The organism is Parvularcula sp. IMCC14364, from assembly GCF_030758415.1.
Classification (GTDB): domain Bacteria; phylum Pseudomonadota; class Alphaproteobacteria; order Caulobacterales; family Parvularculaceae; genus Aquisalinus.
In genome coordinates this window covers 503,663-523,624 of record NZ_CP132334.1, presented here as the reverse complement: position 1 = coordinate 523,624, position 19,962 = coordinate 503,663, and the positions used below count along the sequence as shown (strand labels likewise).

General features: G+C 54.3%; 19 protein-coding genes and 1 pseudogene. 4 read left to right on the top strand and 16 right to left on the bottom strand.

All coding sequences use genetic code 11. The features are described from left to right. Positions 1–4: 4 nt before the first annotated feature. The 4 genes from lipA to lpdA form a co-directional block, all read right to left on the bottom strand. Positions 5–946, bottom strand: coding sequence for a lipoyl synthase (gene lipA, locus RAL90_RS02555; RefSeq protein WP_306252968.1), 942 nt, complete (start codon positions 944–946; stop codon positions 5–7). Between the two features lie 45 nt (positions 947–991). Then, entirely contained in the window at positions 992–1,714 is a 723-nt protein-coding gene (locus RAL90_RS02550) for a hypothetical protein (RefSeq protein ID WP_306252967.1), read from the bottom strand. A gap of 160 nt (positions 1,715–1,874) precedes the next feature. Next, positions 1,875–2,174: a hypothetical protein gene (locus tag RAL90_RS02545; protein WP_306252966.1), complete on the bottom strand. Its 300-nt coding sequence runs from the start codon at positions 2,172–2,174 to the stop codon at positions 1,875–1,877. Between the two features lie 117 nt (positions 2,175–2,291). Next, on the bottom strand, positions 2,292–3,713 hold the full coding sequence (gene lpdA / locus RAL90_RS02540; protein ID WP_306252965.1) for a dihydrolipoyl dehydrogenase: 1,422 nt from the start codon (positions 3,711–3,713) through the stop codon (positions 2,292–2,294). Between the two features lie 549 nt (positions 3,714–4,262). Here lpdA and RAL90_RS02535 point away from each other — a divergent pair. Next, positions 4,263–5,018 carry an acyltransferase family protein gene (locus RAL90_RS02535; RefSeq protein ID WP_306252964.1) on the top strand — a complete coding sequence of 252 codons (756 nt, stop codon included), beginning with the start codon at positions 4,263–4,265 and terminating at the stop codon, positions 5,016–5,018. Continuing rightward, positions 5,015–5,434, top strand: a complete 420-nt coding sequence (locus tag RAL90_RS02530) for a hypothetical protein (protein WP_306252963.1) — start codon at positions 5,015–5,017, stop codon at positions 5,432–5,434. Before RAL90_RS02535 ends, RAL90_RS02530 begins: the two co-directional genes overlap by 4 nt. Positions 5,435–5,561: 127 nt before the next feature. On the opposite strand, the gene RAL90_RS02525 is transcribed toward RAL90_RS02530, so the two are convergent. From RAL90_RS02525 to ettA, 11 genes and pseudogenes are all read right to left on the bottom strand, one after another. After that, positions 5,562–6,074, bottom strand: a complete 513-nt coding sequence (locus RAL90_RS02525; protein ID WP_306252962.1) for a hypothetical protein — start codon at positions 6,072–6,074, stop codon at positions 5,562–5,564. A gap of 96 nt (positions 6,075–6,170) precedes the next feature. Then, complete coding sequence (locus RAL90_RS02520; protein ID WP_306252961.1) at positions 6,171–6,878, bottom strand: N-acetylmuramoyl-L-alanine amidase; 708 nt, start codon at positions 6,876–6,878, stop codon at positions 6,171–6,173. Next, entirely contained in the window at positions 6,875–7,789 is a 915-nt protein-coding gene (locus RAL90_RS02515) for a DMT family transporter (protein WP_306252960.1), read from the bottom strand. Before RAL90_RS02515 ends, RAL90_RS02520 begins: the two co-directional genes overlap by 4 nt. A gap of 93 nt (positions 7,790–7,882) precedes the next feature. After that, positions 7,883–8,107, bottom strand: a complete 225-nt coding sequence (locus RAL90_RS02510; protein ID WP_306252959.1) for a hypothetical protein — start codon at positions 8,105–8,107, stop codon at positions 7,883–7,885. A gap of 117 nt (positions 8,108–8,224) precedes the next feature. Next, positions 8,225–8,914, bottom strand: coding sequence for a molecular chaperone DjiA (locus RAL90_RS02505; protein WP_306252958.1), 690 nt, complete (start codon positions 8,912–8,914; stop codon positions 8,225–8,227). A gap of 400 nt (positions 8,915–9,314) precedes the next feature. Continuing rightward, positions 9,315–11,939: pseudogene (gene metH, locus RAL90_RS02500) on the bottom strand (methionine synthase); the annotation flags it as partial. 11 nt (positions 11,940–11,950) lie between these two features. Next, positions 11,951–12,661 (bottom strand): HD domain-containing protein, encoded by a 711-nt coding sequence (locus RAL90_RS02495; RefSeq protein WP_306252956.1) that lies wholly within the window; start codon positions 12,659–12,661, stop codon positions 11,951–11,953. Further along, the gene (gene metF, locus RAL90_RS02490) at positions 12,661–13,545 is read right to left on the bottom strand and encodes a methylenetetrahydrofolate reductase [NAD(P)H] (RefSeq protein WP_306252955.1); all 885 of its coding nucleotides are present in this window, start codon (positions 13,543–13,545) and stop codon (positions 12,661–12,663) included. Before metF ends, RAL90_RS02495 begins: the two co-directional genes overlap by 1 nt. Beyond that, a complete protein-coding gene (locus RAL90_RS02485) occupies positions 13,538–14,542 on the bottom strand; it encodes a metalloregulator ArsR/SmtB family transcription factor (RefSeq protein WP_306252954.1) in 1,005 nt (334 codons plus the stop codon). The genes metF and RAL90_RS02485 overlap by 8 nt, the downstream gene beginning before the upstream one ends. 85 nt (positions 14,543–14,627) lie before the next feature. Continuing rightward, entirely contained in the window at positions 14,628–15,896 is a 1,269-nt protein-coding gene (locus RAL90_RS02480; RefSeq protein ID WP_306252953.1) for a hypothetical protein, read from the bottom strand. A 93-nt stretch (positions 15,897–15,989) separates the two neighbouring features. Next, entirely contained in the window at positions 15,990–17,675 is a 1,686-nt protein-coding gene (ettA, locus tag RAL90_RS02475) for an energy-dependent translational throttle protein EttA (protein WP_306252952.1), read from the bottom strand. Positions 17,676–17,887: 212 nt separating this feature from the next. On the opposite strand from ettA, the gene RAL90_RS02470 reads away from it, so the two are divergent. Together RAL90_RS02470 and RAL90_RS02465 are read left to right on the top strand one after the other, a co-directional pair. Further along, the gene (locus RAL90_RS02470) at positions 17,888–18,610 is read left to right on the top strand and encodes a PH domain-containing protein (RefSeq protein WP_306252951.1); all 723 of its coding nucleotides are present in this window, start codon (positions 17,888–17,890) and stop codon (positions 18,608–18,610) included. A 242-nt stretch (positions 18,611–18,852) separates the two neighbouring features. Further along, positions 18,853–19,431 carry a hypothetical protein gene (locus tag RAL90_RS02465; protein ID WP_306252950.1) on the top strand — a complete coding sequence of 193 codons (579 nt, stop codon included), beginning with the start codon at positions 18,853–18,855 and terminating at the stop codon, positions 19,429–19,431. Between the two features lie 20 nt (positions 19,432–19,451). Here RAL90_RS02465 and RAL90_RS02460 read toward each other — a convergent pair whose 3' ends face one another. After that, positions 19,452–19,958 carry a GAF domain-containing protein gene (locus RAL90_RS02460; protein WP_306252949.1) on the bottom strand — a complete coding sequence of 169 codons (507 nt, stop codon included), beginning with the start codon at positions 19,956–19,958 and terminating at the stop codon, positions 19,452–19,454. Between the last annotated feature and the right edge of the window lie 4 nt (positions 19,959–19,962).

Here is a 19,962-nt window from a genome sequence, read left to right as displayed (position 1 = left end):
ACTTCTACCCTGCTCTGGCTTCTTTCAGCCGCGCAAAGTCCGCATCCGCATGATAGGAAGACCGGGTGAGCGGGCTGGCCGAAACCATGAGGAAGCCCTTTGCACGTGCGAGCGTTTCATAGGATTTGAACTCATCCGGCGTGACAAACCTGTCTACCGGGGCATGTTTACGCGTGGGCTGGAGGTACTGGCCAATGGTAATGAAATCAATGCCCGCAGAGCGCATGTCGTCCATGACCTGCATCACTTCCTCGCGGCTTTCGCCAAGCCCGACCATGATACCGGATTTGGTAAACTGTGACGGATCACGCTCTTTCACCTTCTCAAGCAGGCGCAGAGAATGATAATACCGCGCACCCGGACGGATATTTAGATAAAGCCGCGGCACGGTTTCAAGATTATGATTGAAGACATCGGGCCGGGCATCGATTACTTTTTCGGCCGCCCCCGGTTTGCGCAGGAAGTCCGGTGTGAGAATTTCAATGGTAGTACCGGGCGCACGGTCCCGGATTTCTTGAATAACCTGAACGAAATGATCAGCCCCACCATCTTCCAGATCATCCCGGTCTACTGATGTAATAACCACATGCCGTAGTCCCATCTCGGCCACGGCACGCCCGACATTTTCAGGCTCCATCTGGTCCAGCGCTGCGGGCAGACCTGTCTTGACATTGCAGAAGGCGCAAGCCCGTGTGCAGGTGTCGCCCATAATCATCATGGTGGCGTGTTTTTTATCCCAGCACTCACCGATATTCGGACAGGCTGCTTCCTCACAGACGGTGACAAGGTTTTTTGACCGGACTATTTCCCGGGTCTGCTGATAGCCTTTTGAGACTGGTGCCTTGACGCGTATCCAGTCCGGCTTGCGCAAGAGCGGCGTGTCGGGATTTTTTTGTTTTTCAGGATGCCGGAGCTTCGGCTTCTGACTGTCCAATAATGTTACCATAGCAGGGATTTAGCAATCACCTGCCTGATTTGGTAGTACCCCGCGTCATAAAAGGCGCGATATTGTCTCTTTTACGCCTTCAAGAGGCCTGTCCACGATGTCACCATCCTGCGGCTCGCTCAAGGCGACGGAAATTGCCTCCCAGGCATCGGGTGCTTCAACGTAAGGTGTGTCGCCAATACGGGCGAGGCGCTGGCCGGAAGCTGCAAATTCTGCCACGGCGCCTGAGCCTTTCAGGCGAATCCATGACCAGTTTACCCGGTGCATGTCGCCGTTGATATAGAGATACCAGCGCGGATCTTCTTCCAGACTGTCCACATCAAAATAGACCGTTTTACCCTCACCTGCATCGGCAAGGCAGATGACGCCGTGCTCGTGCTCGTAAAACACGGGCTGATTCTTCATGCTCAGATTGACCGCTTCACCCGTGCCCGCCTTGAGATCGACTTTCGCATCCTTGCGGGCTCTGGTCTGGCGCACATACATGTCCCGGATACGGCGGCGATTTACATACCAGCCGCCCAGCACAAACATGGTAGCCGAGACGGAGAAAGAGACAGCCACTTCAAGGAGGGTCAGAAACCCGGCAACGTGATAGACAAAAGCAAACAGCACAGGGCCGATAATCGCCGCGGCCAGCGCTAGTGGCCGGCGGAAGCCGATCAGGTTTTCGCGCGTATATTGCGCAAATGTCTCGGCAAAGTTTGCCTCTTCCCGCAGGCGTTTCTGCAGTGAAACCGGCAAATCAACTTCCGCAACAGTCAGCATTTATTTTGAACCCCATGGCTGTATCCGCCATATATGCCACACAAGCGTATGCGCGGCGTTAAGGGACATCGTTAAAAAAGCGTGACTGCGGCGCGTAAAAGGCAAAGAAAAAGAGCCGGCTGAAACCGGCTCTTTCCAGTCATACAGACTGTATAACTGCTTATGCAGGTGTGCCGCTGAAGTCAGCTTCGCCAAAGGCGCCCAGCTTGACCTTGCCGCCGATATTGTCGCCATCCAGATGCGCGGTGAAACCCAGCGTCAGTGGCATTGGCTTGGAAACTTTGACGTCCCAAGAAGCCTGATCGTCGGCAACAGAACCATTTTCAATGTCTGTGCTGTCGCCGCCCTGGGCCATGCTGCCAGACAGGTCGCCGCCGCTCTGGTTCAGAACAAGCACACCTTCCTGCTTGCCCATTGGCGTGTTGATCTCGATGTTCCATGAACCGTTAAATTCTGCCATTTGTGTCTCCTCATCTCGGGTTTTATTGGCTGACCGTCATTTAAGTACTGTATGTGCCCATGTCCATGGAGCAATGCAGTCAAAACCACATCGGTCCGACGAACAAAGTCGCTGACATCAGGTATGTATCACCTTGTCATAGGCATCGAGCACGCTTTCATGCATCATTTCTGACAGGGTCGGATGCGGGAAGACGGTGTGGAACAGGTCTTCCTCGGTCGCTTCAAGCGTTTTGGCGATGCCAAACCCCTGAATCAGCTCCGTGACTTCCGCCCCGACCATGTGCGCGCCCAGAAGTTCGCCGGTCTTTTCGTCAAAGACTGTTTTGACCAGTCCCTCCGGCTCCCCCAAGGCGATTGCCTTGCCATTGCCCTGAAACGGGAACCTGCCGACCTTGACCTTGTAACCTGCTTCCTTTGCCTTTTCTTCCGTCAGGCCAACCGACGCAACCTGCGGCTGGCAATAAGTGCAACCGGGAATAAGCGAGGTCTCCAGCGGATGCACATTATCGAGGCCAGCAATTTTTTCGACACAGATGACGCCCTCATGGGAGGCCTTGTGAGCCAGCCATGGCGGGCCGCAGACATCGCCGATGGCGTAGACGCCGTTAACGCCGGTTTCCATCCACTCATTGATGACGACATGGCCGCGGTCCACTTTCACGCCCACTTCTTCCAGGCCAAGATTTTCCGTATTGCCGACTATACCGATTGCCAGCACGACGCGTTCAGCTTCGACTTCTGTGACCTTGCCGTCCTTGCCTTTAACCTTCGCCTTGACTGTCTTCGCGCCCTTTTCGAAACCTTCTACCGTCGAGCCGGTCAGGATCTTCATGCCCTGTTTTTTGAAGGACTTACCGGCAAAATCAGAAATCTCCCTGTCTTCCACCGGCAGCACCCGGTCGAGCATCTCGACAACAGTGACCTCTGCGCCCAGCGCATTATAGAAGCTGGCAAATTCAATCCCGATCGCGCCGGAGCCAATGACCAGCAGCGATTTGGGCATCTCATCCGGCACCATGGCTTCCTTCGCCGTCCAGATGAACTTGCCATCCGGCTCCAGGCCAATGGCCGGGATTGTGCGTGCCCGTGCGCCGGTGGCCAGAATGATATGACTGGCACTGACAGTTTTTTCACCTTCCTTGCCCTTGATGATGACAGTGGGCGTTGCCCCCTTGCTGCCCGCCTTCAGACGCCCCTCCCCCTCCAGCACTGTAATCTTGTGCTTTTTCATCAGGAAACCGATGCCGCCAGAGAGCTTGCCTGCCACCTGGCGCGAGCGCTTGACCACAGCCTCAATATCGAAACCGATATTCTCGGCCTTCAGGCCGAACGCCTCCGCATGTTTCATGTTGGTGTAGACTTCCGAAGTGCGCAGTAATGCCTTGGTCGGGATGCAGCCCCAGTTGAGGCAGACACCGCCCAGGGCGTCCCTCTCGACAATAGCGGTCTTCATACCCAGCTGGGCCGCGCGGATCGCCGCGACATAGCCGCCGGGACCAGAGCCGATTACCACAAGGTCAAAACTGTTTTCCGCCATTCTCGTCTCTCCTTTTCCGGCACTTATAAGTGCCCCGCAGGATGGGTCAAAGTCTATATGGCTGGCGCTATTGTATGGCAGAACACAGATGCCTTACCCCAGCTTGACGCCCGGATGATGGATGAGAGGGGAGCGGAAAGCGTCCTGTCCGCCTTGTAAGATAATTAAACTGAGAACAACCCGCTTTCTGACGGCAACCAATCCAGTTGATTATCTACTGATCTCTCTTACCCTCTCATGAGCGGGCCTGCAAAGAATAATAGGCCATGACCAAAGGGGGCACATAAGTTTTTTTGAGATTTTTCAACCTTCCCAGGTTTAGAGATCTATCATCCCGAACCTGCGCATTGCATAAAAATGCTTGTTCAGAGGGACGATCATAAGAGCGTATTGTCATGTCACTATTAGCGTGGCAGCGCTACGGCATGACGCTTAAGGGGGTTCTGGGTTCAAACGTATAGTGTTCTTGCTAGCGCCGGACGAAGAATTATCCACCTTGATACCTGCTTGGCGGTTACTTGTGCGACAGGATGGCTTACAGATTATGCCATGACAGCACCACAGACCCGGCTGCATGGCCTTGATTTTCTGCGCTCTTTGATGATGAGCCTCGGTATCGTTCTTCACGCGGCGCAGATGTATCTGACCATGCCGATCATGGATTATTACTGGGATACGGCCCGGTCACCCTCCATGGATGCACTCCTTATATGGATCAATACTTTCAGAATGCCGGTTTTCTACCTGCTGTCCGGTTTTTTTACAGCCTTGCTGCTGGATCGCCGCGGACAGCGCTACATGATCAAGAACCGGTTCCGGCGAATTGCCGTGCCATTCTTTTTATTTCTCCCCGCTCTCGCCGGTATCATGACAATCCTGCGGATCATCGCGCAACATGTGATGGTCACCGGAGAATTCGGGTTTGACCTGAACCTGATCGAAGATACGCGCATATTCTGGGATAATACCCACAATCTGTGGTTTCTCTATTACCTGATGTTTCATGTCGCGACAGCGTGGATATTGCTGGGAGTCTGGGGCGCATTGCCAGATTTTTTACGCCGTGGCCTGAGCGTAATGGCGCAATTACGATGGGCCGGCTTTGGCGCCATTGTCCTTTATGTCTGCCTTGGTCTGGCAGCTATAGGCAGCTTAAGCCCGGCCGGACGCATCAGCGCAGATTTGAGTTTCGTCCCGGACGTGAAAGTTTATTTTTATTTCGGCCTTTGCTTCCTGCTCGGCTGGCTCTCTATAGGCATATCGACAAGTTGCAGTCCCTGGCGGGTCGCTGGAAAGCAGGCATGATCCTTGCGACCGTCTTTTTTGTAACGGCCCTGATTTTTTTCCTGATCAAAGGGGAACCGGGAGGGGCGGCGTATGCTATCCTGCATGGCCTTTTGTCTCTCGCGACAGGCTTTTCCATCGGGCTGTATATGCTGGCTTTTGTTGGTCTTTTCAGCAGGCATTTCCAGACTTACAGCCCGTGGGTCAGGTACTTCTCTGACAGTGCCTACTGGATTTTCATTTTTCATTCCATCCCGACAGTGGTGATTGCCCTGTTACTGCATGACTGGGCCGTGGCCGCCGAGATCAAGTTTCTGCTGGTATGCTCAGGTACTCTTTTTATCTGCCTGGTGACCTATCAGCTTTTTGTCCGGAATGGTCGCATCGGCGAAATTCTCAACGGCAGGAGATATGCCTGCGCACCATGGCGGCAATAAGCTGAGAATCTGAAACACAGAAAAGCCGGACGAAGGCTGGGTGTCCTGCACCTAAAAAAAACCTGCCGGTACCCCTCAGCACCGGCAGGTTCCCCACACGAGCCCCGCTTTTACCCCAGCGGTCCTCTTACCCCTCGAAACCGTAATAGAAGACAGTTGTCAGGCCAGTATATTTGGCTGGTGCCTTGTCAACCATGCCTGGCTCATACTGCCATTCCTTCAGGGTACGCTCTGCCTGACGCGCAAAATTGACGCCGCCTATACCCGGATGTGAATTATACAGTGTAATGATGTCCTTCACACGGCCCCGTTCATCCACCGCGTAGTGAAAAGCTGCGCAATAGAAATTGCGCCCGCCAACCGGCTGCGCTGGAACTTTCTGCGCTTCGCGGCGCACCAGCCTTGGCTGATCTATGATGGAACCACGATGATAGCGAACAGGTTTACCCGTCTGCTGTTCATCAACAAAACAGGTTGCCGGCGGCTCTATGCGCGTGGTCACATGTTCCCATGCCTGCAGGTCAGGCTGGGAAATCGAAGACTGGAAGCCAGCCTGTTTGACACCGGGCATCTTGCTGATACCCGTACACCCTGTCAGGGCAATCGCTGCAACGCCGCAAATAATCTGAGTGAACCGCATTTGACCGATCCTGTGTTTACTTCAACAACAGGCATTAAGGTAAATCAACGAGCTTAATTTCCGGTGCGGACTGGTGTGGTTTTTTGAGTGATCCGTTTAAGTGTTCGTAAACACTTTGTGCACGGTGCTGATGGCTTTTCGCGTCGGGCCATCCAAGCCCCTGCCCAGCGCTGAGGGGAAAAAGCGTCGCTGGAAAGCCAGCACAGGCGCGGCATGTTTGACGCCCTCCAGTTGATAGCCGATCTCACGCAGCATCGTGAGGCAGGTTTCATATGCCGGGGCTGGCGCTGTATCGAGTTGTTCCGGCAGGACAGGCGCAATCGCGAGCCCCTGCTCTGCCAGCAATAACCACGGGAATAATTCTCCGGGGTCTTCCTTTCGCTCCGGCGCCACATCGGAATGGCCAATGACGCGCAACGGGCTGACATCATTCCGCATACAGATTTCCTGTACCAAGTGAAGGACGCTGTCAATCTGGCTTTGTGCAAACGGGCGGTACCCCCATTCGTGACCGGGATGCGCAATCTCAATACCAATCGATGTATCATTGACGCCGTCCTGACCCTGCCAGTGAGAGACACCCGCGTGCCAGGCGCGTTTTTCTTCCGGCACCAGCCGGAATATGCGGCCATCCTCCTCGACAAGATAATGGGCACTGACTTTTGCTGCCGGATCACACAGACGGGCCAGCGCTGCGCTGCCGGTTTCCATACCTGTATAATGCAGGACGATCATGTCGATGCCGGCAGGCCGGTCATCATGATTGGGGGACGGATGGTCCGTGACTGCCAGTAGATCTGTCATTTTGTCTTCCCTGTACCGGGTATGCCTTGCGATGCTGCTTTTGTCTTGTTGCCAGCGCGCAGCAATATGACACCGGTGCCTGTTAACGTCACGATACCACCGACAAAAAGTTGCCAGGAAAGTGGCTCTGACAGGAAGACGACCCCGAAAATCACCGCCAGAAAGGCCACGAGGAGCGTGGAACAGGCGACAAGATTGGCTGGCAGCCTTGATAGCAGCCAGTAATATGTGGCCTGCCCGACCAGTGAGGCGAGGACAACAGAATAGACCAGAGCCAATATGAACGGCCAGATATCCCGCTCTCGAAATACGGCGAGCTGGTCTGTTTCAAAAACCAGCGTGCCGGTCCATAAAACGCAACTGCCGACCAGGGCAAACCAGGCAAGGAGCTGGAACGGCTTGATGCCGCGCACTTTCTTGATCGAGATGGCCCCGAAGGCTTCTATACAGGCTGCGCTGATCAACAACAGACTGCCCAGCAGAGGGGACGGTCCCATGCCATCAGTCTGCCGGGCCGTGATAATGATAATGATCCCGGTGAAGGCGAAGGCGAAGCTGAGCACCCTCAACAGGCCGACGCGCTCTTTCAGAAAGATCACGGACAGGATCATTGTGAACGGTGCCACCAGTTCCATGGTGATAGCGGAGACAGATGCATTGGAATAGTAAATGCCGGAAAACATGAAGGCATAATTCAGGCCGCCAAGGCAGACACCCGCCAGCAGGATATAACGCATCTGGCCTTTATGGATGCGCAGCAGCGGGGCCAGCAACAGCGCAACAATGGTCATGCGTATGGCTGCATAGAACACCGGGTCGACCACGCCGCCTGTGGTCACCTTGATGATTGAGAAATGCCCGCCCCAGATCAGGGCCATAAGGAACAGAAGGCCAAGTTCACGCAAAGACATGACGTTGCCCCCTGACACGCACAGACTTAAGATTATGCTGATTAGACTTCGCTGGAGATTATCCTGCACTGGACAAAGGCGCAAATGCGACGTTCAGGTCGCCTTCGCAGGTTGCCAGCCCGACTTTTCCGCGCGGCGGCTGCCGATGATCGCGGAAATGCCAAGCGCGAGGGGCGCGGCGATTGCGACGGCAATCACGGTTACACCCGTAAAAGCAAGAATGATGATGAACAGGAAAATGTCAGCGATACCACTGGCGGCCTTGCGCACCAGTGACCGGGACGACTCATTTCGCTTCTGGACGTGTGTGTAACTCATGATCCTGCAATTAAAGCAAATTATGCACCAACAATCCAGTATTACCGCAATATCTTCGCATTAACGCTGCGCAAGGGATATTGGCGCCTGAAGCCAGCGCTGAAATCAGCCCTGAAATCAACCCTGGGCCCGCTCGGCGAGTATTTTCTCATAGGCCTCATTGATTGCGGCCATGCGGCGTTCGGAAATCTTGATCAGGTTTTCGGGCACCCCGCGCGCGATGATCTTGTCCGGGTGATGCTCCTTGACCAACGTGCGATAAGCCTTTTTCAGATCCTCTTCGGAGATCTCAACGGGCACATCCAGAACCGCATAGGGGTCTTCTTTCTCAAGGCCGGTATGGGAAGCCTTGACGCGGCGCCAGGCTGTCGGAGTCAGGTCAAAGGCGGCATAGGCTTCGCGCAGAAGTTCCAGCTCTTTGGGGTGCAGAATGCCATCAGCCAGGGCGATGTGAAACAGACAGTCGAGCACGTCTTCCAGCACCAACGCCTCATCCCGGAAAAGATCGCCGACCTGTCGCGCATAAAGATCAAAGCCGGACACATCTTCCTGTGCCAGTTGGTAGATCATGCGGACCTTGCTGGCCTCCTCCGGCGGGTATGTGAAAAAGTCCCCGAAGGCCTCGATCTCGTCATCCGTGACAATGCCATCTGCCTTGGCCATTTTCGCGGAAAGAGCGATCAGGGCAATCGAAAAGGCCGCCGCATCGCGCCTGAACTTGCGCGCGCGCATGGCTTCCATGACCGCGCCGAGCGTCTGCTCCCTTGCTGCTTCCAGCAGTGCCTGTATGCGTTCCCATAAAGTCATGCGTGTCCTTTAGCCATCGCAGTATCACAGGGCCAGTGAAACATTCTCAAGGCTTTTGTTTGTGAAGTGACAACCTCGAGCATAATCGTTCAAGGCTTTTGGCATCAGACATGCGCTTTTCCACAGTTTTGTGACTTTTTTTTCAACAAATTATTACAACAGCTTACCGTAGCTAAGGCGCAACCCATGCGCTTGATGGATATTGTAACGTATTCACACCGCCAGTTTTTACTGATCTAAACTAGGCGCAAGTGTTGCGTCTTATCGGACATTTTGGGCTGAGGGTTCGGGGATGATTTCAGAATTCGGTATTCTGCTGGGTGGTGCCATTTTTGGCGCTTTATTTATGCTTTGCGCAGTACTTCTGACCGGCGGTGTCTGACGCAGCTGTGGGCGAACATCAGTAACCCAGGATCGGCGCGAGCCAGCGTTCAACCGCTTCAAGGTCCATGCCCTTACGCGCAGCATAATCAGCCACCTGATCGCGCGATATCTTACCAACACCAAAATAAACGGACTCTGGGTGACTGAAATACAGGCCTGAAACAGAGGCTCCCGGCTGCATGGCAAAACTCTCCGTGAGAGTCATGCCGGTATTCCGGGTCGCCTCAAGCAACGAAAACAGGGTCTCTTTTTCGGTATGATCGGGCTGGGCAGGATAGCCCGGTGCCGGCCGGATGCCCTGATAGCGCTCCTCGATCAGCGCCCGCGTATCGAGGGTCTCATCCGCTGCATAGCCCCAGAGCTCGCGCCGCACGCGCATGTGCAGATGTTCGGCAAACGCCTCCGCAAAGCGGTCAGCCAATGCCTTGGCCATGATCGCGGAATAATTGTCCCCTTCCCGGTCAAACCTGTCCGCGGCTTCGTTCTCGCCATGCCCGGCGGTGACCGCGAATGCGCCAATATAATCAGTCAGGCCAGAGCCCTGCGGGGCGATGAAGTCTGACAGACAGTAATTGGGCTGTCCGGACCGCTTCATCATTTGCTGGCGCAGACCATGAAAACTGCTGATTTTGCGCTCGCAGTTCTCGTCCTCATAGAGATGAATATCATCGCCGACCGATTGTGCCGGCCAGAAGCCAACAACTCCGTGCGCAGTGAACCATTTTTCTTCGACAATGCGGGAGAGCATTTCCTGTGCATCCCGGAAGAGACTGGTGGCAGCCTCCCCCACGACCTTGTCCTCAAGGATGGCCGGATAACGGCCGTGCAGGTCCCAGGAGGCAAAAAACGGTGTCCAGTCAATATAGTCAACCAGAGTCTCAAGCTCATAATCCCGGAAGTTCCGTGTACCCGTAAATGACGGCTTGGGCGGCTGATAAGCGCTCCAGTCAATCGGCGTGGCATTTGCTCTTGCCGTCGCGAGAGGCGCTCGGTCCTGCTTCTTCTGTTTGGCTTCGTAGTTCTCCCGCACCTTGTCATAGTCAGTTTTTGTATCGGACAGATAGGCGCCCCGACGCTCTTGCGAGATCAGGGTGCTGACCACCCCCACAGCCCGGCTAGCATCCTGCACATAGATGACGCCATGGTCATATTTTGGCGCAATCTTGACGGCCGTGTGGGTGCGGGATGTTGTTGCCCCGCCTATCAGCAGCGGCTTGTCCATGCCCCGCCGGGTCATCTCTGTGGCCACATGCTGCATCTCTTCAAGGCTTGGCGTAATCAGACCGGAAAGGCCGATCACGTCCACGTCATGGGCTTCTGCTTCGGCCAGAATTTTGTCTTTCGAGACCATGACGCCGAGGTCAATCACTTCGTAATTGTTACACTGAAGAACAACGCCAACGATATTCTTGCCAATATCATGAACATCCCCCTTGACCGTGGCCATCAGCACTTTGCCATCAGCTTTTTGCTGCTCAAGCCCCTGTTCTTCTTTTTCCTTTTCCATAAAGGGCGTGAGATAGGCCACTGCCTTTTTCATCACACGGGCAGATTTCACCACCTGTGGCAGGAACATCTTGCCGTCTCCGAACAGGTCACCGACAATGTTCATACCATCCATCAATGGACCTTCAATCACATAAAGCGGCCGCCCGAGTTTCTGTCGTGCCTCCTCAGTATCTTCGTCAATATACTGTGTAATACCTTTGACCAGCGCGTGTTGCAGGCGTTTCTCCACATCGGCCTCACGCCAGGACAGGTCTTCCTGCTGTTTGCGGCCGCCCGCGCCGCGATAGCGCTCCGCGACTTCCAGCAAACGCTCGGTCGCATCGTCGCGGCGGTTGAGGATAACGTCCTCTACCGGATCGCGCAGTTCTGCGGGGATCTCGTCATAGATCGCAAGCTGCCCGGCATTCACAATGCCCATGCCCATGCCCGCCTTGATCGCATGATAGAGAAATACCGAGTGCATCGCCTCGCGCACCCGATCATTGCCGCGAAATGAGAAGGAAATGTTCGAGACGCCGCCAGAAACATGCGCATGTGGCAGTGTCTCACGAATGCGTCGCGTGGCTTCGATGAAATCAACCGCATAATTGTTATGTTCTTCGATGCCGGTGGCGACCGCAAAGATGTTCGGGTCAAAAATAATGTCCTGTGGCGGGAAGCCAACCTGCTCTGTCAGGATACGGTAAGACCGGGTACAGATTTCCACTTTCCGATCTGCTGTATCTGCCTGCCCGTTCTCATCAAACGCCATGACAACCGTCGCCGCCCCATAACGGCGCACCTTCTGGGCCTGCTCGATAAAGGCGGCTTCACCTTCTTTCAGGGAAATGGAATTGACAACCGCCTTGCCCTGAACATTTTTGAGTCCAGCTTCAATGACTTCCCATTTGGATGAGTCAATCATGATCGGCACACGGCAAATATCGGGCTCTGAGGCAATGAGCCGCAAAAACGTGGTCATCGCCTGAACACCATCCAGCATACCTTCATCCATGTTCACATCAATGATCTGCGCGCCATTTTCAACCTGCTGGCGAGCTACAGCCAGAGCTGCTTCATAGTCATCCGCCTGTATCAGTTTGCGAAATTTCGCCGAACCGGTGACGTTTGTCCGCTCACCGATATTGATGAAAGTAGGTGTAATCATGAGATATCTGTTTCTATGTGAAATCGGGGCAGCTCATCTTCGAGCTGTTCAAGATAGGCTTTGAGAAAACGGCCACGCTTTTGCGCCATCTGTTTCGCAGTTTGCGTGTTCATGCGGTCTGCCAGTAACAGCAGCTTGCGATAAAAGTGATCGACCATGAAGCGCGTGTCATCGATGTCGCGATCCCTGCCGGTGAAATCCGCTGCACAGTAAAAAGAGCTACCCATGCGTGCAGCCGTCGCGGCTGTGCGGGCAACGCCGATGGCACCGATGCTGTCAAGACGGTCAGCATCCTGCAGGATGGCAGACTCCAGTGAAGAGGGCTCGTGGCCGGCAGAAAAACTGTGTTCCAGAATAGCCTGCGCGATGTGAATGAGCTGTTCGTTCGCATACCCCGCCGCCATCAGGATTGGCCGCGCAGCTTCTGCTGCCTGGGCACTTGCCTGTGCCCGGTCAGGGTGGTTTTTCGGAACATTGATCACGTCATGCAGAGCCGCCGCAGCCAACAGGATGTCGAGGTCAGCTTTTTCGGCAATACCGATTTCCAAAGCTGCCGAGATGACCCGCTGCAGATGCGCTTCATCATGAGCGGTGTCTACCGGTGGCTGGCGCATATGATGCACAGCAACAGACAGAACCTCTTGAAAGCGCGCACTGTCCAGAATGCGCTGGCCTGGCGCCAGTTGCTCTTCCCCATCTTCGATCATTATGCCGCTGCTTCCTGTGACCCCGGATTGGGACGCACACCAAGCATGTGGCACAGGGCAAAAGACATTTCTGCCCTGTTCAGGGTATAGAAATGAAAATGACTGATCCCCTGATCGGCAAGGTCCAGACACTGCTCAGCAGCGATGGTGGCTGCCACCATCTGCCGTGTGTCAGGATCATCATCAAGGTTTTCAAACATTCGCAGCAATTTGGCGGGGATCGTAGTGCCGCACATGCGTGCCATTTTCTGCAAGGATGTGAAATTCAGGACAGGCATGATGCCGGGCACAACTGGGATGTTGATCCCCGCCGCACGCACTTTCTCCAGAAACCGGAAATAGACATCATTATCATAGAAAAACTGCGTGATCGCGCGGGTCGCACCAGCATCAACCTTCTGTTTGAGAAGCTCGATATCCAGCTGAAAATCCGGGCTTTCAGGATGCTTTTCAGGGTAACAGCCGACGGTGACCTCAAAAGCATGAAGGTCGCGCGCACCCTTTGCCAAGTCTGCTGCGTTTAGATAGCCGTTTTCGGTCTGGACAAAAGTACCGCCGACACCATCTGGCGGATCACCCCGCAATGCCACAATATGACGCACACCAGCTGCCCAGTAGTCTTCCAGCACACTGTTCACCTGGTCCCGCGTTGCCTCGACACAGGTGAGATGGGCCGCCGTGTGCAGTTTTGTATTATTGATGATGCGACGCACTGTGTCATGCGTGCGTTCTCGTGTCGATCCGCCTGCACCATATGTGACGGAAACAAAATCCGGATTCAACGGTGCCAACCGCTCGACGGCATTCCAAAGTTGGGTCTGCATCTTCTCGGATTTCGGGGGGAAAAACTCGAAACTGACTTTGAGGGGTGACTGTTCAGGCATTGACTTCAGACTTTCTACGGGACTTCGTTTTGACATCCTGCGTCAGCGAGAGAAGCCATAATTTCACTGTCAGCTTACCTTTCTCGCTCTTGCCGGGTGCGAGGGTTTGTGTGCGCACCAGATCGAGGCCGCATCCTTGCGCCCAGCCTTGCACTTCAGCATCAGAAAAGCCGAGACGACGATGGGCATGGTTTTCACGCAGGAATTCCAGCTCATGCGAGGCAAAATCCGCCACCAGCATACGACCGCCGGGCTTCAGCAGGGCTTTTGCACTGCTGATCGCGGTCGCGGGGTCCGATAGGAAGTGCAGCACCTGATGAATACAGACAATATCTGCCGTGCCTGCTTCCAGCGGCAGAGAGAACAGATCACTCTGGCGAATGCGGGCATGTGCAACACCGGCCTCTTCAAGGCGTGCGCGGGCAACGGCAAGCATTTCGCGCGACAGATCAAACCCGACGCCCTGTTCATAAATTTCACGGAAGACAATCAGCATACGCCCCGTGCCAGTGCCGAGATCGACAAACTGGCCAACAGGTGCCTGCCCCAGCATGTTGCGCATGGCCTGCTCGACATCTGACTCCGGCAAATGCAGGCGGCGCAGACTGTCCCATTCGGCGGCGCTTTCCTGAAAGTAGCTGGCGGCAAGCTCAGCGCGCGCACGGCGCACCTGTTCCAGCCGCTCGCGGTCCCGCGCAATGATCAGGTCGGACGACGCCTTCAGCAGGGCCAGTGATTTTTCAAGCACGGCCATTTCGGGCTTCATGTCCTGCAGGCGATAGAAAACCCATGCCCCTTCGGGATACCGCTCAACAACGCCAGCCTCTGCCAGGATCTTGATGTGGCGGGAAACACGTGGCTGGCTCTGGCCAAGAATCTGGGTCAGCTCAGTGACGGTCAGTTCACCGCGCGCAAGCAGCACCATAATGCGCAGGCGGGTTTCCTCACCCACCGCACGAAAAATGCGTAGTGTATGATCCAGACTGGTTTCAGACATGCCAATTTGCAGCGCTCAACTTCTATATAAACATATAAAGATTTCTTTATATGGTCAAGGTTGGCCTGCAGTTGTGCGGCGCGTCTCAGTTCAACTCATACCCCTGTTTCAGCCTGTAAGTGATGGTCTCCGGCAACGGCAGCGCCAACCGGGGGTCTTCTGACACGGCAACGAAGCTTGCTTCACAGCCTGGCTGCAGGCAGTCGATTTTGCGCGCCGGGAAAATCACACGGCGGGCAGACCTGATCCAGAAATCCAGCACTTCGTGTGCCTCCAATGCGCCGATATCAACAAGATGCTGCGCCTCGGCGGCGGCAGTCGACATGTAATTGTCGCTTCCAATCGCCAGAAACACACCAGCCTCTTTGAGCGCGGTGATGTTCCTGACCTGCATGGCCTTGACCATCTCCAATTGTTCCGGATTGTCCTGATAGAAGTTTGTGGAGATAATTGTGGTTGTCACAACAGCGATGTTTTTCTCGGCGGCCAGATTCGCCATATCCTCCGGGATCAGATATTTCGCCTCTGCCTCTTCTGTTGTGGCCACATCGCGCACAAAATAGCCCGGCAGATGATTGATCTCATCAACACCGGAAGCAACAGCAGCAGCAAAGTCTGCGGCTGTTTCCACATGGGCGGAAACCCTCAGGCCCCGCGCCTGGGCCGCCTGCGTCAGCGCCAGGTGCAGCGCCGGTGACAAACCCTTGGCACCGTAAAATGCTTCATCATCCCTGCGCCTCTCAAATTCTTCCGAAAACAGCAGATAGGTTTTCACAAATTGTGCCCCCTGCTCCTGCAGCAAGTCCAGCGTGGGAGCGATATCGGCTTCCGTGGCGATGAGATGGAAGGCATCGCTGTTGAGGCTGTCAAAGTCACGCCCCATATAGGCAGGCATCTGGCTGAGGAATTCGACGTAAAGCTTCTCCGGGTGGCCACCGGCAATGGTGACGCCACCCATGGAGAAAATCGCATCAATCGTCTGGGGGCGGGCAATGTCTTCCTCGACATACTGATAGTCTGACGCCACAGAGTTCGGATTTTTCACATAATAAATGCCACGTTTCAGATATTCCGGATTCATTCGTGTAAAGCCGAAATTATTGTCAATGTTATGATTATGCGCTTCGGCCAGTCCGGGAATAACGAAGCCCCCCTCCAGGTCAATGGTGAGGGATGGTTCCGCCGGACAAGCCACCAAAAGGCCGTCTTGCGCGCAGCGCTCACCTGCCGCGAAGTCGCCATCAAGCCACCACTGGGCATTGGTGTATTTTACCGTGCCCTCAACCGGTGGCGGCGCAGGATCCTGACAGGCCACAAGAGACAGTGAACAAAAAAACAAAACAATACCGCGCATCACGCTCTCCAGAATTGAATGCAGGCAGAATAACGGCTTTCACTTTATTTTTCAAAGTGAAATTATCCTTCGCGTCCTCACCACGCAATATCGCTATCGCTCAATTTTGCGATACTGAATGCGCTTGGGAATGTCAGCATCCGGACCAAGGCGGCGCTTCTTATCTTCGATATAGGCGTCAAAATTACCCTCAAACCATTCCACATGGCTGTCACCCTCAAAGGCGAGAATATGCGTGGCAATACGGTCCAGGAACCAGCGATCGTGAGAGATGATAACGGCGCAGCCGGGGAAATCATCCAGGGCATTTTCCAACTCACGCAGTGTATCTACGTCCAGGTCGTTGGTTGGCTCGTCAAGGAGCAGCAGGTTTGCGCCCTCTTTCAGCATCATCGCCAGCTGAACGCGGTTCCGCTCACCGCCGGAAAGGTCACCTACTTTTTTCTGCTGGTCCGCCCCTTTGAAGTTGAACCAGGAGACATATGCGCGCGAGGCAACTTCGCGCGGGTTGGTACCCGGCTCCGCCTTACCCAGCGTGATAATGTCGAGACCATCGGAAATCTGTTCCCAGACGGTTTTGGCCGGGTCCAACGCATCACGGGTCTGGTCCATATACCCCAGTGAAACCGTATCGCCGACCCGCAAGGTGCCCTCATCCGGCGTGTCCTGCCCTGTCAGCATTTTGAACAGCGTCGTTTTACCCGCGCCGTTGGGTCCGATTACACCAACGATGCCGCCCGGCGGCAGTTTGAAAGACAGATCACCGATCAACAGCTTGTCCTCGAACCCTTTTTTCAGGTTTTCAGCTTCGATCACAACGCCGCCGAGACGCGGCCCGGGGGGAATCTGAATCTGGGCTGTCGATATTTCTGCCTTGGCGGCCCTGTTAGCAAGATCATCATAGGCCTGAATACGGGCCTTGGATTTGGCCTGCCGGGCTTTTGGGCTGGACCGGATCCAGTCGAGCTCAGCTGACAGGGTGCGCTGACGGGACTGCTCCTCGCGCTGCTCCTGCCCCAACCTTTTGGCCTTCTGTTCCAACCAGGAAGAATAATTGCCCTCATACGGAATGCCGCGTGCACGATCGAGTTCGAGAATCCAGCCGGTAACATTATCAAGGAAGTAGCGGTCATGGGTGACCAGCACGACAGCACCAGGAAAATTGCGCAAATAGTTTTCAAGCCAGGCGACGCTTTCCGCATCAAGGTGGTTGGTCGGCTCATCCAGCAAAAGCAGGTCCGGCTTGGCCAGCAACAGGCGCGCCAGCGCGACACGGCGCTTCTCCCCGCCGGAGAGTTTTTCCACCGGCCAATCGCCCGGTGGGCAGCGCAGGGCATCCATGGCCATCTCTACTTTGGAATCGATATCCCAAGCATCCAATGCATCAATCTCTTCCTGAAGCGCTGACATTTTTTCCATCAGCTCATCGGAGTAATTCTCGGCCATTTCCATCGACACCTGATTGAACTCATCAATCTTGGCCTTGATCTCACCAACGCCTTCCAGCGCGTTTTCAAAAACGGTTTTCGATGGATCCAGCTCCGGCTCCTGTGGCAGGTAGCCCACTTTTGCCCCATCTGCCGCATAAGCCTCTCCGGAAAACTCCTGATCAACCCCTGCCATGATCTTCAGCAGCGTCGACTTACCGGCACCATTGACCCCGACAATGCCGATCTTGGCATCGGGATAGAATTGCAGATGCACATTATCGAGGATTTTCTTCGCGCCATAAGCCTTGGTCAGGCCGTTCATGAAGTAGATATACTGGTATTTTGCCATGGTCTGATTATCATCCGTGAGGTAGGGGGCACCCTTGCAACAGGGCCGGTAGTCGGCCTGAGACGCGGGGGTTTGACAAGCCTTACGCTTTAGGCGGGGAGCCGCGCTAATTCAACATGACTTTTTGCGCAGCATCCCCTGAAGGGTCTTTTTGCTGTTTACCAAAAGTCCTATATAAGGATGGGCGTCAAGTAAGGCGGGGACCGCAGATCATGAGTTATGTTCAACAGACACTGGCCGGGGACGAAGAAATCATATTGAGGGCCAGGTTCAACTGGACCTACTCCTTCTGGCATGTTTTCTTTTTCATCCTGGGCTTTGCGCCAGTGGCAGTTTTTGCCTGGGGTCAGTTCGCCATGGGGCGCAGCTTTGAAGAGCTGCAGCTCGGCTATTATGTCTCGTTTTTTGCTGTCTTTCTGGGCTGCCTGATCCTGCTTCTGCACATGATCCACCTGTGGACGACCGAGATTGCGATCACCACATACCGCTTTATTTTCAAGACCGGCCTTATTTCCAGAGATACCAAGGAAGTCAGCCTTGGCAACATTGAAGAAATCAATCTGCAACAATCCATCTGGGGCCGGGTGTTCGGCTATGGCAGCATGATCCTGCGGGGAACCGGCGTGGGCGTCATCGAGTTGCCCAATATCGACAACCCGATCAATGTGCGCAAAACCATGGAAGACGCCAGAGCGAACCGCCGTAAAGGCGCCTCCACACAAAGTGCCATGCAGGAAACACCTGCGCAGACTGCCGCTGCTGAACCTGCACAGCGTATTGAGCCTGCTCCCATCGCCCCGCCGGCAGGTGGACAGGCACCCGTTCAGGCACCTGCCGGAGCAACAGCCCCGGCGAAAAATCCCGGCCTGTTCGGTGTGCTGAAAGCCTCTGCGGCCAAGGAAAAGGCACGCAAGGACGCAAAACGGAAGAAATAGTAGAAATATGCTCAAAACGGAGTACTATCTACCTTAGCGCGATTAAGTATTGAGAAAATGGCAAAATCCAGACTGAAATCATCTAGCGGACGCCCAACTACGACAGAAGCAAAACGATTTGCTGAGGCGGCTCGGGAATACACACGCAAAGCGACAAAATCCCAAAAAGCTGCACGGGAAACACTTTTCCGTATTGGTATTATTACCCAAAGCGGGAATCTTACATCGAAGTATAAGTAACCTTGCATCGCCTCAACGCTTCATTTGTACTCGGTTATCACGGTTGTGATGAAAGTGTCGCTGATAGGCTTCTGCGAGGAGAGAATTTCAAAAGCAGCCAAAATACCTATGACTGGCTGGGTCACGGGATTTATTTCTGGGAAGCCAATCCAAAACGCGGCTTCAAATGGGCCGAATCACTGGCCAGAAAGCAAAAATCAAAAATACAAAACCCTTCCGTAGTGGGTGCAATCATCGACCTAAGGCGTTGTCTCGATATGACCACCAAGTCCGGAATCGATCAAATAAAGCAAGCATACTCAACTTTAAGCAAGTCAGTTGAGGAAGCAGATACAAAACTGCCCGACAATGGTACGGACCTGATGGCAAGGCATTTGGATTGTGCTGTTATTATGACTCTCCATGATATTCGTAATGTTGAAGGTCTTGAAGCAATTGATACTGTGAAAGGTGTTTTCGTTGAGGGCGCAGAGGCATACCCAAATTCAGGGTTTATGAAAGAGACACATATTCAAATTTGTGTATGCAATCCGGAATGCATTCGAGGTGTGTTCAGAGTACCAAGATCTGATTTGAGATAATCCAGCCATGCAATTACGGCTCAGCCAAAGATAGCCTCTATCAACTCTTCCAGGGCTGTCCTGTCAGTCTGGTCAAACATTGCTGGCTTGTCTGAATCGATATCCAGCACAGCGATTAGATCACCGTCACAGTTGCATACGGGCACTACAATCTCACTGACCGAGCGGCTGTCGCAGGCGATATGGCCCGGAAAATCGTGCACATCATCCACCACTTGCGTGGCACGTTCAGCGGCGGCTGTACCGCAGACGCCTTTGCCAAAAGGGATGCGCAGACACCCAAGCGTTCCCTGATACGGCCCAACGACCAACTCTTCTGGTTTCATCGGGTCCACAATGTAGAAACCCGTCCAGATGCGATCGGGAAACGCCTCATGCAGCAAACAGGAAACTGTTGCCATGCGGGCAATATTGTTGCTCTCCCCCTCCAGTACAGAGACGATTTCTCGCGTGAGGCGGGCGTAGGTTTCTTCCTTGCCGGTCTGTATTGTGGCCTGCATATCTGCCTGTGCTTGTCTCTCAGACATCATC